The following is a 13,324-nucleotide window of genomic DNA, read 5'->3' as shown; positions in this document are numbered from 1 at the left end:
GCTGCGCCACCGGCCGGGTCACGCTCGCGAACACGTCGCGGGCGTACAGCTGCACCAGGTCGGTGCCCGCCCGCTCGCCCGTGTTGCGGACGCGCCGCGTCGACGCCCGCTCCACCAGCGGCATCGGCACCAGCACCCGCTCTCCCGGAGCGCCGCTCAGCAGCAGCTCGACCGCCCGGCGGCCCATCTCCTCGTGCGGCAGCGCCACGGTCGTCAGCCCGGGGCGGAGGTAGGCGGCCAGCTCGTCGTCGTCGAACGACACCACGGCGATGTCGCCGGGGATCGAGAGCCCCGCCTCCGCGACCGCCTGGTAGGCCGCCTCACGCCGAGCGGCTTCGGGCACGACGGCGCGGGCGGACAGGTCGCCTTCGCCGACCCGGACGCGGGAGTCGGCTTCGCGTTCCTCACCAACCGGATGGAGGGGGTCGGCGACGTGCGCGCGACCCGCGTCGTCGAGGCGCTCGCGACCGCGCTGCGACTGCCCGTTCCGCGCGGACTCTGACCCCTCCGCGCGGACTCTGACCCCTCCGCGCCACCCCCGTCAAGGGGTGGGGCGCCCGGTCGGCGCCGTCCTAGCGTCGGGGGACGGGCCGACCGGAGGGGCGGTCCGGGATCCAGGGGAGGGCGAGATGCAGAAGCTGTACTACGCGAGCGGATTCGTGCTGCTGGGCGACGAGGTGTGCTCGGCGGTCGTCGAGTACGCGCAGGCGCTGGCGAACGTGGGGAAGTCGGACCTGGTCGTGGTGCCGTCGCTCTCGGACGAGGGGCTGCGCGGCGAGACCCGTCTCCTGGTCGGACCGGCCAGCCAGCTCTTCACCAGCCCGGCGCTCGACCGCGGCGTCGACCTCGACGATCCGGAGGCGGTGGAGTCGATGCGCGAGAAGACCCGACGGCTCCAGCCCGCGCGGCCGACCGTGCAGCCGCGCGGCGAGGGCGACGACAGCGAGGACGACGGCGGGACCGACTACCTCTGACGCCTCAGGTGTCGAGCGTGGTGCTGGGGCGCTCGCCGAAGCGGTGGGCGTACGAGGCCGAGAACCGGCCGAGGTGCGCGAAGCCCCAGCGCCGTGCGACCTCGCTGACGCTGACGACTCCGGACTCGCCCGCCCGCAGCTCCTTCTGCACGCCGTCCAGCCGGATCCGCCGCAGGTAGTCGACCGCGGTGAAGCCGAACTCGCGCCGGAACTCGGTCTGCAGCGTCCGCAGGCCGATGCCCGCCGCGTCGGCGATCTGCTCGGTCCGGAGCGGCTCGTGGGCGTGCTCGTACATGTACTCGATCGCCTGGCGGAGGCGCCCCGAGCGGGGTACTCCGAGGTCGCCGGGAGTGTCCAGCGTCGAGTGCGGGAAGGTCTCGAGCAGGGCGACGGCGACCGCGCGGTCGGCCTCGCGGCGCAGCAGCGGCGAGCTGTCGGCGTCGTAGATCACCCGGGCGACCGTCGCGACGGTCGCCGACCAGCGCCGCAGCGCCGCGCCCTCGGGTCGTGCGGTGGTGTCGAAGAGGAGGGGGCCGCGGGTGCCCTCGAACTCCTCCGCGATGCCCTCGAGGTACGCGCCGTCGAAGTGGATGAGGTTCTGGCGGTAGTCGTGGAACTCGAACCGGCTGGGACGGTCGTTGACGAAGATCGCCGGCTGCCCGAATCCGAGGGTCACCGCGTCGCCGTCGAGATCGGTGACGCCCGCGCCGGCGGTCAGCCACGAGACGACGTACTCGCCCTCGGTCTGGATCGAGCCCTGCACGGAGCCGGCGAACTGGCTGCCGCGGAGCGTCACATCGCCGTCGCCGACGGAGGTGTAGCGGTACGAGAAGTCCTCGCCGGGCTCGACGACGAAGCGGTGCCCGTTGTACGACTGCTCGAAGAGGGCCCGCGCCTGCTCGATGTCACGCCCGCCGATGTCGGAGCGCATGACCTCGTCCTTCTCGTTCATCCCGATCAGGGTCGCACGAGGAGCGCTCCTCACCGCGTGCCCCGAACGGGGAATTCGTTAAGCGGATAAACCAGTCGCGGGTCCGGCGGCGCGGGTCATGGCCTGGACGGTCGCCGCCTGGAACTGCGTGAGCAGCACCACGGTGTGCCGCGCTCCGGCTTCCACGGCGAGCGAGAAGGTGGCGCCGGCCGGAGTGGCCCGCCAGGAGCGGATGTCGCGGGTGCCGACGCGGGTCGAGTCGCCGGTGCCGGCGCTCCGCAGCACCAGGGAGTCGGGCAGCACGCAGAGCGCGCCCGTCACACCGTCGACAGTGGAGGAGCACTCGAAGCCCGCGTCGTCGTGCACCGCACCGGCGAGCTCGACGAAGTCGGTGACCTCCATCGGCTCGTCGTCGTCGCGCCTGGACACGGCGCGCTCAGGCAGCGTGCGTGAGCCCGGAGGACTCGGGCTGCTGCGCCGGCTCGGTGACGATCCGCAGGCCCCGGCCGCTGTTGGCCTCCTCCATCAGTGCGCGCACCCAGGTGGCGTTGATCGCCGGCATGCGGCTTCCGTGGAACGAGAACTGGAGAGGGATGGTCGGGTGCAGCCAGAGCGTCTGGCGTCCGGTGCCGTGCGCGCTCGAGGCGTCGAGCTGGAAGGCGAACGCCTCGTCGCGACGGAACTTGTTGATCATGACGATCTGGAGGTGCGCGAGCGCGCGGTCGTCGATCTCGTGCGAGGTGGGGGGAGTGCCGTAGAGGAGAGCGCCCATGGTGCGTGCCGCCGTTCTGTGCTGTGTCGCGGGTGCCGGCCGCGACGGTGGGGTGCCCCGGCGAGTGCCGCCGGGAGGGGAAGTGCGAGATGGTGGGGGTGTTCGTGGGGAGCAGGACCCGGGGTGTGCTGTGCCGCCGAGTCGAGTGTCCGGAGTGTCGATCCGGGGGCGCCGGGCTCCGGGATGTCGAGCCCGGATGCCGTCGCGCCGAGCCGTCGATCCCCGCTGACGCCTGCTCTGCAGGCCCGTGGAGTCGGGCGGTCGGGCCGTCCCTCCGGCTGTTCTCCGAAAGTACGCCCCTCGTTCGGAAGGCACGTGCCGCTATCCGGAATGCGAAGCAGTGGCCCCGGCCGCCGGGCGGACTCCCAGCCGGGCGACTCCGAGGCTCAGTTGCGGGGTGCCTCGGGTGGGCGGTGCGGCTGCGTCGAGACGGCGCGCTCGTGCGCGAGACGCCGCCTCGGCAGTGGTGTGTCGGGCGGGCCGACGGTGTCTCGGCGTGGCGGGTGGAGCGGGAGGAGGCGTGACGCTGCGCTCACTGGACAGCGCGTGCGGCTCCGTCGAGACGCCGTCTCCGCGGCGGTGTCTCGGCGTGCGCGGGAGGGTGCGCTCCTCCGCGAGTCGTCACGCCGCCGCTCCGGCGGGGGTGCCGGCGCTCAGAAGGCGTAGCGGACGCGGCAGTAGGGGAGGCGCTCGGCGAGGAGGGCGCGGAAGCGGTCGAGGGCGGCGCGCTTGAGGTCGCGTCGGTAGCGGATGTTGACGGCGCCGTTCTCGGAGACCTTCTGCTCCTGGCGTCCCGGCTGCCAGAGCAGCGACTCCGCCGTGGGGTGCCAGCCGAGGTTCACCTCGTGCAGGCCCTCGTTGTGGGTGAGGAGGATCACCTCGGCCGCGAGCTGCGCCTTCGCCCGCGGGTGGAGGGCGGCGTCGAGCTGGTCGAAGAGCTCGGTCCAGTCCTGCTGCCAGGTCTCGGTGAGGATCACGGGCGAGAAGTTGACGTGCACCTCGTAGCCGGCGTCGACGAAGTCGTTGATCGCCGCGATCCGCTCGGCCATCGGCGAGGTGCGGATGTCGGTGACCTTCGCCGTCTCGGCGGGCATCAGCGAGAACCGGATGCGCGTGCGCCCGAGCGGGTCCCACTCGAGGAGCTCGCGGTTGACGTACTTGGTCGCGAAGGACGCCTTGGCGGTGGGCGACATCCGGAACAGCTCGCAGAGGTCGCGGACGTTCCCGCTCAGCAGCGCGTCGACGGAGCAGTCGCTGTTCTCGCCGATGTCGTAGACCCAGGCCTCCGGGTCGCACTGGTTCGCCTCGGCCTTGGGGCCCTGCTTGCCGATGTGCCGGGCGAGGTGGCGCTGGATCTGCTCGATGTTCGTGAAGAGCGTGATCGGGTTGCTGTAGCCCTTCCTCCGCGGCACGTAGCAGTAGACGCACGCCATGGCGCAGCCGTTGGCGGTGGAGGGGGCGATGAAGTCGGCCGAGCGGCCGTTCGGGCGCGTGACGAGCGACTTCTTCACCCCGAGCACGAGCGCCTCCGTCTTGATGCGCACCCAGCGCGCGACGTTCGCCTCGTCGCCGTGCACCTCCGGGATCAGCCAGTGCGACTCGACGGGCACGATCTCGGCGCCCGGCCAGCGCGCCACGACATCCTGCCCGCGGGGCAGCTCGAGCGCGGCCGGCTCGGCGTAGATCCGCCGGATGTCGAGCAGGCGCCGCTCGCGGACCTGCGCGGACGCGGGGCTCGGAGCGGTGTCGGACATGAGTCCGTTCTACCGGCGACCACCGACACCCGCTGAGCAGGGCTGTCGCCCGCCGCGCAGGTCCTCCGCCCGCCTGCAGGCACCGTTCCGCCGCTCCCCCAGGATGGAGGCATGCCCTCCTCCGCCGACCGCTTGCGCCGCGCCGCCGTCGAGCTCGCGCAGACCTCCGAGCGGCAGGTCGAGTGGGCGCTCGCCGTCGCTGACGACGCGCGCCTCCTCGCCCTGATCGACGAGCTGCCCGCGCAGCACCGGCAGCCGTCCCTGCTCTTCTCGGTCGCGCGGCTGCTCGGCGTGCCCGACGTCGACGGCGCCGGATTCGCCGTGTGGCTCCGGAGCGAGTGGGCGCGGGTGGCGCCGGTCGCCGCCGAGCGGAGGACGCAGACCAACGAGGCGCTGCGGTGCGCGCCCCTGGTCGCGGCGCTCGAGCGGATCACGGAGCCGGGCGAGCCGGTGGCGATCGTCGAGATCGGCGCCTCCGCGGGAATCTGCCTGACGCCGGAGCGGTACTCCTACGCCTTCACGGCGAGCGACGGCGAGACGAGGCTCGGGTCCGGCGCGCCTCTGCTGCGGTGCGCGGTGAGCGGAGGCGCGGCGCCGGCACGGCTGCCGGTCGTCGCGTGGCGCCGGGGTCTCGACCTGGCGCCGCTCGACGTCCGCTCGCCCGAGGACGTCGCCTGGCTGGAGGCACTGCTCCCGCCCGACCGCCCGGAGCGGGCCGCGCGGCTCCGCTCGGCCGTGGAGGCTCTGCAGGACGACCCGCCCACGATCGTCGCGGGTGATGCGGCCGCCGAGCTGCCCGCCCTGCTCGACGCGGTGCCGCCGGGTCTGCGGACGGTCGTCGTCTCGCTCGGGACCCTGGTCTACCTGCCGTGGCCCGCGCGCGAGAGCGTCCTGGCGACGGTCGCCGATCGCGGCGCGAGCCTGGTGACGCTCGAGGCGGAGGCGCTGCTCCCGCACCTCGTCGCCGCGCGCGGAGACCGCACGGCTCCCGAGCCGACCCCGTTCCTGCTCGCCGCCGACGGCGTCCCGCTCGCGAGCGCGGCCGCCCACGGCGGCACCCTCTCCTGGCTGGCCTGAGGCGCGCTCCCGCGCCGGGAGCGGGGTGCCCGAAGCCCGGGAGGTGCCCGGTGCCCGGTGCCCGGTGCCCGCTCCGCCCCGATCCTCCGCCCACTGTTCAGAAGTCGTCGCACTCGGCGTCGAGTGCGACAACTCCTGGACTCTCGCGGAGGAGCGAGCGTCGAAGCCCGAAGCCCGAAGCCCGAAGCCCGAAGCCCGAAGCCCGAAGCCCAAAGGCCGAAGGCCGAAGGCCGAAGGCCGAAGCCCGACGCCCGAAGCCCGACGCCCAAAGTGCAGCTACCAGCGCTCTGAGCCCAGGCGCTCGGTCTGATCCTCCGCCCACTGTTCACGAGTTGTCGCACTCAGCGTCGAGTGCGACAACTCCTGGACAGTCGCGAAGGAGAGGGCGTCGAAATGCAGCGCTGAGAGCTCGGAGCTCGGAGTCGCGGCGCTCGACCCGCGCCCACTGTTCAAGAGTTGTCGCACTCGGCGTCGAGTGCGACGACTCCTGGACTCTCGCGGAGGGGAGGACGGCCGAGCGCAGGACTCAGAGCTCAGAGCCAGAGCTCAGAGCGTCCAGCGTCCAGCGCCCAGCGCCCAGCGCCCTACAGTCCGTCGACGACGAGCTGCGTCGCGCGCGGGACGTACGAGGTGTTCGTCGTCGGGTCCCAGCCCACGAGCGCGACCGCGTCGCCGCCGACGCGCGCGGTGATGCCCACGAGCGAGAACGGCTTGCCGCCCACGGCTCCGGACACCTTCCAGCCGAGCGTCTCGTCGGCGCCGGTCAGCGTCTGCTCGGTGCGCTCGACGGTCGTCTCGACCGGCACGCCCTGCATGGCGAAGAGCGTCGAGCCGGAGGCGCAGCGCGTGGTCGCGTCGGTGGCGCTCGCGAGGAGCGAGGCGGCCGCGTCGGCGGTGCCGGTGCTCGACACGACGGCGGTCATGGAGCGGTCGGCGCTGGTGCCGTACGAGAGTCCGGCGGCGGGCTGCGCGGTGTCCCAGCCCAGGCCGAACGGCGAGAGGCAGCTGGCGTCGGTCGCGGTGAGGCCGGGGTAGATCGAGTCGAGCATCTCCTGGATGCTCGCGTACTCGCCGGGCACGAACTGCACGCCGGTCAGCACGGCGGCCACCTGCTCGCCGGTCTTCTGAGCGGTGTCGGCGGTCGGGGCGGCGGCCGTCGCGGTGGCGGACGGGGCGGCCGACGACGAGGGGAGCGTCGGGGTGAACGGGCGGAGGGTCGATCCGCTCGTCGCGGTCCCCGCGCAGCCCGAGAGGGCGAGCAGCAGCACGCCTCCCATCAGAGTCGTGCGCAGCAGTGTCTTGGACATCATGTCTCCCCCTTCGCCCGCCGGCGCCGCACCGGGGCGCCTGAGGCTAGCAGAGCCCCGCGTCCCGGAGGCGGCCCGGCACCGCCCGCAGGACGGAGGCGGCCCGGTGGCACCCGCAGACCGGAGGCGGTCCGGCAGCGCGTGCGGATCGGAGTCGGCCCGGCCCCTCCCGCACAACGGAGCCCGGAACCCCGAACCCGCGCCTTCGACGGCCGTTCCCGCCGCCTCCGCTCCGCAGCTCAGATCTCGGTGTGCCCGAGCTCGGCTCCCGCGAGCAGGCGGATCTCCGGCTCGGCGATGCCCTCCAGCTCCAGCACCACGACGCGGTTGCGGCCGGCGCGGGTGACCGGCGAGGGGACGATCAGCGTCCGCTGCGGTCCGCGACGCCAGTAGCGTCCGAGGAGGAAGCCGTTCACCCAGACCAGGCCCTTGCCCCAGTGCAGCGTGTCCACGTACAGGTCGGCCTGCTCGTCGAGGTCGAACGAGCCGGAGGCGAGCTGCGGTCCGGCCGAGAACGCCGGTGCCGTGACGGCCAGGTCGGGGAGGCACTCCAGCGCGAGGGCACGCGCCGCCCAGCCGGTCAGCGGGGCGCCGTCGAGCGTCACGCCTCCGATCAGGCCCTTGTGCTCGCCGATGCGCGTGCCGTAGTTCACCCGGCCCTGGTTCTCGACCAGGATCGCGAGCTCGCCGCGTCCGCTCGGCAGCGTCAGCGCCCGCTCGTGGTGGTCGCGCGCCAGCACGCCCACCGGCACGCCGTCCAGCAGCACCCAGGCGCGGTCGCGCACCTCCTCGCCCACCACGAGGCGGGCCGGAGCGGAGGAGCCGTCGAGCGTCGTCGTGAAGAGCACGAAGCCGTCGTCGTGGCCGAGGTCGTCGAAGCTGGCCATCGCGTCGAGGTGCGCGGCCGGTCCGAACGCCTGGCCGAGGCCGAGCAGCGCCGGGCCGGGGACGAGCGGAGCGGTCAGGGCGGGGGCCGGCGGGCGCACCGCGGGCACCTCCTCCGGCACCGGCGCGTAGCGCGCGATGACCTCGCGGAACGCCCAGAACTTCGCGGTCGGGTCACCGCCCTCGTCGAGCGGGGCGTCGTAGTCGTAGCTCGTCGTGATCGCGGCGTAGCGGCCCTTGTCGTTCGCGCCGCTGGTCAGGCCGAAGTTGGTGCCGCCGTGGAACATGTAGATGTTGACCGAGCCGCCGGCCGCGAGCAGCGTGTCGAGCTCCTGGGCGGAGGCGTCGGCGTCCGTCGTGTGGTGCTGGGTGCCCCAGTCGTCGAACCAGCCGCACCAGAACTCCATGCACATCAGCGGGCCGGTGGGCTGGAACTCGCGCAGCGTCGCGAGGCGCTCCGTGGTCCGCGAGCCGAACGAGCCGGTCAGGTGCAGGCCCGGCAGGCTGCCGTCGGCGAGCATCTGCGGAGTGGGCTGGTCGATGGTGGTCAGCGGCACCGTGATGCCGGAGTCGCGGGTCACCCGCACGAGCTCGGCCAGGTACTCCTTGTCGGAGCCGTACGCGCCGTACTCGTTCTCGATCTGCACGAGGACCACGGGCCCGCCGGCATCGATCTGGCGCGGAGCCACGATCGAGTACACGCGGCGCAGGTAGTCGCTGACCGCGGCGAGGTAGTTCGGCTCCGAGCGGCGCACGCCCACCTCGGGGTCGCGGAAGAGCCAGGCCGGGAGGGCGCCGTTGTCCCACTCCGCGCAGATGTAGGGGCCGGGGCGCACGATCGCGTGCATGCCCTCGGCGGCGATCAGGTCGAGGAAGCGGCCCAGGTCGAGCCCGGCGTCCTCGCGCCACTCGCCGCGGCGCGGCTCGTGCGCGTTCCAGGCGACGTAGGTCTCGATGGTGTTCAGGCCCATCAGGCGGGCCTTGCGGATCCGGTCGGCCCAGAGGTCCGGGTGGATGCGGAAGTAGTGCAGCGCCCCCGACAGGATGCGGTGCGGGCGGCCGTCGAGCTCGAAGTCGGCCGCGCCGATGGCGAAGCGGCTCTCGGGAGCGGTGGTCATCTGGATCCCCCTCAGGATCGGTGCCCGGTGTGTCCGAGCGTGAGAACGACGCGGGGCCGACCGGAGCGATCCGGTCGGCCCCGCGTCGAGCAGTGGTGCTACTCCGAGACGGTGAAGCCCTGCGCGTTGCCGTACTGGACGAGCTTGCTCTGCCAGTCGGCGAGGCCCTGGTCGAGGCTGGTGCCGTTGGCGTACGCCTGGCCGACGGTGTCGCCGAAGACGCTGTTCGCGTAGACCTGGTAGGGCAGGTACGACCAGCCGGAGCGGACGTCCTTCGAGGCCTGGGTCAGCACCTCGTTGATCTTCTGGCCGCCGAAGTACTCCGACTCCTGACCGGTGAAGTCCGAGCTGTCGAGATCGGCCGTGGTCGACGGGAATCCGCCGCTCTGCAGGAAGACGTCGACCGAGGCCTGGTCGCTGTTCAGCCAGCGCAGGAACGCGGCGGCCAGCGCCGGGTTCTCGCTCTGCTTGGTGACGGACTGGCCGCCACCGCCGTTCTCGGCGCTGACGGCGGTGCCGTCGTAGGTCGGGATCGGCGCGACGGCCCAGTCGCCGGAGGCGTCGGGGACGCTGGACTCCAGCACGCCGGGCATCCAGGCGCCGGTCACCAGCGAGGCGATGGAGCCGTCGGCGAGGCCCTTGTACCACTCGTCGCCCCAGGCGGGGGTGTCCGAGAGCAGCTTCTTCTCGACGAGCTGGTTCCAGACGCCGGTCCACTTGGCGGTGCCCTCGTCGGCGAGGTCGATCTTCACGTCCGTGCCGTCGGTGGTGAACGGCTCGCCGCCCGCCTGCCAGATCATGCTGGTCGCGAAGCCGGCGTCGCCGGTGTCGGCGGTGATGTACTTCGACGGGTCGGCGGTGTGCAGCTTCTCGGCCGCGGCCACGTACTCGTCCCAGGTGGCGGGGACGGCGATGCCGTACTGGTCGAAGACGGTCTTGTTGTAGAACAGCGCCATGGGGCCCGAGTCCTGCGGGAGTCCGACGAGCTTGCCGTCGATGTTGACGCTGCCCCAGGTGGAGGCGGAGTACTTGTCCTCGAGGTCGCCCATGCCGTACTGCGACAGGTCGAGGAGCGAGTCCGACAGCGCGAACTGCGGCATGGCGTAGTACTCGATCTGGACGACGTCGGGGGCGCCCGAGCCGGCCTTGATCGCGTTCTCGAGCTTGGTGTACTCGTCCTTGTTGGTGCCGGCGTTGACGAGCTCGACGTCGACCTTCGGGTAGGCCTTCTCGAACGCGGCGACCTGCGCCTCGGCGCTGGGGGTCCAGCTCCAGTACGTGATCTTGCCACCGGCCTCGAGGGCCGAGTCGAGGTCGGCGGCGGAGCCGGCGCTCGTGGTCGTGCCGCCACCGGAGGTGGACGAGCAGGCCGCGAGGGAGCCGGCGGCCAGGGCCGCGACGGCCGCGACCGTCAGGGTCCGCCTGAGGGCGGAACGGGCGATCTTCATGGTGGTGTTTCCCTTCACTTCTTCGTGCTGCGGGTGCTGTGGACGGGGCAGGACGCTCCGGCCGGGGGATGGGTAGGGGGAGGGCTCAGCCCTTGACGCTGCCGGCGCTCAGACCGGACTGCCAGAAGCGCTGGAGTCCGAGGAAGGCGACGACGATGGGGATGATCGTGAGGAGCGAGCCCGTGATCACGAGGTTGTAGATCGGCTGCGCGCTGACGCCGGTGGCCTGCGCGTTCCACTGGTTGAGGCCGACGGTGAGCGGGTACCAGGTGGGGTCGCTCAGCATGATCAGCGGGAGGAAGTAGTTGTTCCAGGTCGCGACGACCGAGAACAGCAGCACGGTCACGATGCCGGGGGCGAGGAGGCGGATGGAGATGGTGAAGAAGGTGCGGAACTCGCCCGCCCCGTCCATCCGCGCCGCTTCGAGCAGCTCGGTGGGCACCGACTCCACCGCGTAGACCCACACCAGGTACAGGCCGAACGGGCTGATCAGCGAGGGGATGATGATCGCCCACGGGGTGTTGGTCAGGCCGAGCTGGCTGAACATGAGGAACGTCGGGACGGCGAGGGCCGTGCCGGGCACCGCGATCGCTCCGAGCACCACGGCGAAGACCGCCTTGCGGCCCGTGAAGCGGAACTTCGCGAGGCCGTAGCCGGCGAGCGTGGCCAGGAGCGTCGCTCCTCCGGCGCCGACGACGACGTAGAGCAGGGTGTTGCCGAGCCAGCGGAGGAAGATCCCGTCGCGGTAGCTGAGGGTGTCGGCGATGTTCTGGAAGAAGACGAAGTCGCCGTCGAACCAGAGGCCGAAGCTCGAGAGCAGGCCGGCCTGCGTCTTCGTCGCGTTGATGACCAGCCAGGCCAGCGGCACGAGGCTGTAGAGGATGAAGACCGACATCAGCAGGGTGAAGGCGATCGACTTCTTGGGCTGCACCGAGGAGCCGCGGCGGGCGGCCGGGCGCTTCGGGGCCTGGGCGGGCGTCCGGGGAGCGGTCGCGAGGGCCATCAGTTCTCCTTCCGCGCGCCGCGGAGCTGCACGACGTAGGCGATCACCGCGGTGATCACGCCCATGACGATGGCGACCGTGGCCGACGCGTTGTACTGCTGACCGGCGAAGGACAGGTTGTAGGCGTACATGTTCGGGGTGAAGTAGGTGGTGATGATGTTCGGCGCCAGCGTCCGGAGGATGTTCGGCTCGTTGAACAGCTGGAAGCTGCCGATGATCGAGAAGATCGTGGCGATGACGATCGCGCCGCGCAGGGCGGGAAGCTTGATCGAGCGGATGACGCGCATCGGGCCGGCGCCGTCGATCTCGGCCGCCTCGTAGAGCTCGCCGGGGATCGTCTTCAGCGCGGAGTAGAAGATGAGCATGTTGTAGCCCACGAACTCCCACGTGACGATGTTGCCGATCGAGGCGAGGATCCAGTCGCGCGAGAAGGGCTGGACGACGTCGGAGCCGAGCAGGTCGTTGACGTTCGCGGCCAGGCCGAAGTTGTCGCCGTAGATGAAGCCCCACATCAGCACCGCGACGACCGCGGGGACGGCGTAGGGGAGGAAGACCACGATGCGGAAGAAGCCGGTGCCGTGGAGGCGGCCGCTGTCGATCGCGAGCGCCGCGACGAGGGCCAGCACGAGCATCACGGGGACCTGCACGACGAGGAACAGCAGGACGCGGCCGAAGCCCTCCCAGAAGTTCGGGTCGGTGAAGATCGCGGTGTAGTTCGCGAAGCCGACGAAGGAGTTGCCGCCCACCAGCTGCTCGCGGAAGAGGCTGAGGTAGATCGAGTAGACGACCGGGGCGATGAAGACCAGGAGGAAGACGACGAGGAAGGGGGCGACGAACGCCAGGCCCTTCCACTCGCTCTTCGCCCGCGACTTCGGGGCCGCGAGGGGGGACGCCGGAGGGGCGACCTCGCTCAGCGGGACGGGGGGAGACGTCGTCGTCATGGGATTCCGTTCGGGGAGTAGTGCGGGCCCGCCATGTTCACGTCAACATGGCAGAGCGTCACCGTAGCATGTCCACGTCGCCACCCGCGACTGTTCCTGCGTCACGGTTCGGCGCACGATGCACCACGGCTGACGGGCGGCGCGCTATAAAGGGAAGCCCATGTCACTCGAGACCGACCGCCCGTCCCCGTCCACCCGGCCGCGACGCGGCGTCTCGATGGCCGACGTGGCCCGGCGCGCGAACGTCTCGGGCCAGACGGTCTCGCGGGTGTCGAACGGCAAGCAGAACGTCGACGGCGAGACGCGCGAGCGGGTCCTCGAGGCGATGCGGGCCCTCGGCTACCGGCCCAACAGCGCGGCGCGGGCCCTGCGGACGGGCCGCTTCCACAGCATCGGCGTGATCATGTTCACGCTGTCCTCGTTCGGCAACATGCGCACCCTCGACGCCATCGCGATCGCGGCCGCCGATGCGGGCTACTCGATCACCCTCATCCCCGTCTCCCACCCCACCCAGGGCGAGGTGTCGGTCGCGTTCCACCGGCTGAGCGAGGAGGCGGTCGACGGCGTCATCATCATCGTCGAGGCGCACCTGCTCGACGAGGCCGACATCGTCCTCCCGCCGGACCTGCCCGTGGTGGTCGTCGACTCCGCCGGCGGCGAGAAGTACCCGGTGGTCGACACCGACCAGATGTCGGGCGCCCGCCAGGCCGTCGAGCACCTGCTCGGACTCGGACACCGCACCGTGCACCACATCGCCGGCCCGGACCGCTCCTACTCCGCCGAGCGGCGCCACGAGGCGTGGGAGTCGACCCTGATCGAGCGCGGAGCCCCGGTGCCGGAGGTGCTGGTCGGCGACTGGTCCACCGACTCCGGCTACCGCCTCGGCAAGCGGCTCGCCGCCGATCCGGAGGTCACCGCGATCTTCGCCGCCAACGACCAGATGGCGCTCGGCGTGCTGCGCGCCCTGCACGAGGCCGGACGCGCCGTGCCCGGCGAGGTGAGCGTCGCGGGCTTCGACGACATGCAGGAGTCGGCGAGCTTCTGGCCGCCTCTCACGACGGTGCGCCAGTTCTTCGGGGACACGGGCCGCCGCTCGGTCGACATCCTCCTGCGC

The 13,324-nt window shown here is 71.9% G+C and carries 14 protein-coding genes; 4 read left to right on the top strand and 10 right to left on the bottom strand.

What is annotated here, in order from left to right:
* Positions 1–208: hypothetical protein (locus C5C35_RS17440; RefSeq protein ID WP_374953125.1), on the bottom strand; the 208-nt coding region annotated here is incomplete at its 3' end.
* Between C5C35_RS17440 and C5C35_RS17435 the strand changes: the two genes are divergently transcribed.
* Positions 194–502 (top strand): serine hydrolase, encoded by a 309-nt coding sequence (locus C5C35_RS17435; RefSeq protein WP_146078844.1) that lies wholly within the window; start codon positions 194–196, stop codon positions 500–502. The two genes, C5C35_RS17440 and C5C35_RS17435, sit on opposite strands and share 15 nt — an antisense overlap.
* 127 nt (positions 503–629) lie before the next feature.
* Positions 630–974: a hypothetical protein gene (locus C5C35_RS16390; protein ID WP_104223414.1), complete on the top strand. Its 345-nt coding sequence runs from the start codon at positions 630–632 to the stop codon at positions 972–974.
* A 4-nt stretch (positions 975–978) separates the two neighbouring features.
* Here the strand turns inward: C5C35_RS16390 and C5C35_RS16385 are convergent, their stop codons facing one another.
* The 4 genes from C5C35_RS16385 to C5C35_RS16370 all read right to left on the bottom strand — a co-directional run bounded on the left by C5C35_RS16385 (position 979) and on the right by C5C35_RS16370 (position 4,431).
* Positions 979–1,926 (bottom strand): AraC family transcriptional regulator, encoded by a 948-nt coding sequence (locus C5C35_RS16385; protein ID WP_104263594.1) that lies wholly within the window; start codon positions 1,924–1,926, stop codon positions 979–981.
* Between the two features lie 57 nt (positions 1,927–1,983).
* On the bottom strand, positions 1,984–2,334 hold the full coding sequence (locus tag C5C35_RS16380; RefSeq protein WP_104223412.1) for a hypothetical protein: 351 nt from the start codon (positions 2,332–2,334) through the stop codon (positions 1,984–1,986).
* 7 nt (positions 2,335–2,341) lie between these two features.
* Complete coding sequence (locus tag C5C35_RS16375; protein ID WP_104223411.1) at positions 2,342–2,677, bottom strand: ATP-dependent DNA ligase; 336 nt, start codon at positions 2,675–2,677, stop codon at positions 2,342–2,344.
* A gap of 653 nt (positions 2,678–3,330) precedes the next feature.
* Positions 3,331–4,431 (bottom strand): spore photoproduct lyase family protein, encoded by a 1,101-nt coding sequence (locus C5C35_RS16370; RefSeq protein WP_104263593.1) that lies wholly within the window; start codon positions 4,429–4,431, stop codon positions 3,331–3,333.
* Positions 4,432–4,542: 111 nt separating this feature from the next.
* Between C5C35_RS16370 and C5C35_RS16365 the strand changes: the two genes are divergently transcribed.
* Positions 4,543–5,508: a DUF2332 family protein gene (locus C5C35_RS16365; protein WP_104263592.1), complete on the top strand. Its 966-nt coding sequence runs from the start codon at positions 4,543–4,545 to the stop codon at positions 5,506–5,508.
* Between the two features lie 584 nt (positions 5,509–6,092).
* On the opposite strand, the gene C5C35_RS16355 is transcribed toward C5C35_RS16365, so the two are convergent.
* The 5 genes from C5C35_RS16355 to C5C35_RS16335 all read right to left on the bottom strand — a co-directional run bounded on the left by C5C35_RS16355 (position 6,093) and on the right by C5C35_RS16335 (position 12,210).
* Complete coding sequence (locus tag C5C35_RS16355; protein ID WP_104263590.1) at positions 6,093–6,818, bottom strand: hypothetical protein; 726 nt, start codon at positions 6,816–6,818, stop codon at positions 6,093–6,095.
* Positions 6,819–7,054: 236 nt separating this feature from the next.
* Positions 7,055–8,818 carry a beta-galactosidase family protein gene (locus C5C35_RS16350; protein ID WP_104263589.1) on the bottom strand — a complete coding sequence of 588 codons (1,764 nt, stop codon included), beginning with the start codon at positions 8,816–8,818 and terminating at the stop codon, positions 7,055–7,057.
* 98 nt (positions 8,819–8,916) lie between these two features.
* On the bottom strand, positions 8,917–10,266 hold the full coding sequence (locus C5C35_RS16345; protein WP_104223423.1) for a sugar ABC transporter substrate-binding protein: 1,350 nt from the start codon (positions 10,264–10,266) through the stop codon (positions 8,917–8,919).
* An 85-nt stretch (positions 10,267–10,351) separates the two neighbouring features.
* Positions 10,352–11,161 carry a carbohydrate ABC transporter permease gene (locus C5C35_RS16340; protein WP_258062773.1) on the bottom strand — a complete coding sequence of 270 codons (810 nt, stop codon included), beginning with the start codon at positions 11,159–11,161 and terminating at the stop codon, positions 10,352–10,354.
* Positions 11,162–11,268: 107 nt separating this feature from the next.
* Complete coding sequence (locus tag C5C35_RS16335; RefSeq protein ID WP_104226355.1) at positions 11,269–12,210, bottom strand: carbohydrate ABC transporter permease; 942 nt, start codon at positions 12,208–12,210, stop codon at positions 11,269–11,271.
* A gap of 160 nt (positions 12,211–12,370) precedes the next feature.
* Between C5C35_RS16335 and C5C35_RS16330 the strand changes: the two genes are divergently transcribed.
* On the top strand, positions 12,371–13,324 hold a 954-nt coding region (locus C5C35_RS16330), incomplete at its 3' end, for a LacI family DNA-binding transcriptional regulator (RefSeq protein WP_146084616.1).

It is taken from the genome of Rathayibacter sp. AY1F8 (genome assembly GCF_002932165.1).
Lineage (GTDB): Bacteria > Actinomycetota > Actinomycetes > Actinomycetales > Microbacteriaceae > Rathayibacter.
Note: the sequence above shows the minus strand (reverse complement) of the source record. Positions and strands in the feature narration are given on the sequence as shown.

Coding starts and splice junctions, on each gene's coding strand:
- C5C35_RS16365 (WP_104263592.1), top strand. CDS start 4,543: ATGCCCTCCTCCGCCGACCGCTTGCGCCGCGCCGCCGTCGAGCTCGCG.
- C5C35_RS16385 (WP_104263594.1), bottom strand. CDS start 1,926: ATGAACGAGAAGGACGAGGTCATGCGCTCCGACATCGGCGGGCGTGAC.
- C5C35_RS16340 (WP_258062773.1), bottom strand. CDS start 11,161: ATGTCGGTCTTCATCCTCTACAGCCTCGTGCCGCTGGCCTGGCTGGTC.
- C5C35_RS16390 (WP_104223414.1), top strand. CDS start 630: ATGCAGAAGCTGTACTACGCGAGCGGATTCGTGCTGCTGGGCGACGAG.
- C5C35_RS16350 (WP_104263589.1), bottom strand. CDS start 8,818: ATGACCACCGCTCCCGAGAGCCGCTTCGCCATCGGCGCGGCCGACTTC.
- C5C35_RS16335 (WP_104226355.1), bottom strand. CDS start 12,210: ATGACGACGACGTCTCCCCCCGTCCCGCTGAGCGAGGTCGCCCCTCCG.
- C5C35_RS16370 (WP_104263593.1), bottom strand. CDS start 4,431: ATGTCCGACACCGCTCCGAGCCCCGCGTCCGCGCAGGTCCGCGAGCGG.
- C5C35_RS16355 (WP_104263590.1), bottom strand. CDS start 6,818: ATGATGTCCAAGACACTGCTGCGCACGACTCTGATGGGAGGCGTGCTG.
- C5C35_RS16345 (WP_104223423.1), bottom strand. CDS start 10,266: ATGAAGATCGCCCGTTCCGCCCTCAGGCGGACCCTGACGGTCGCGGCC.
- C5C35_RS16375 (WP_104223411.1), bottom strand. CDS start 2,677: ATGGGCGCTCTCCTCTACGGCACTCCCCCCACCTCGCACGAGATCGAC.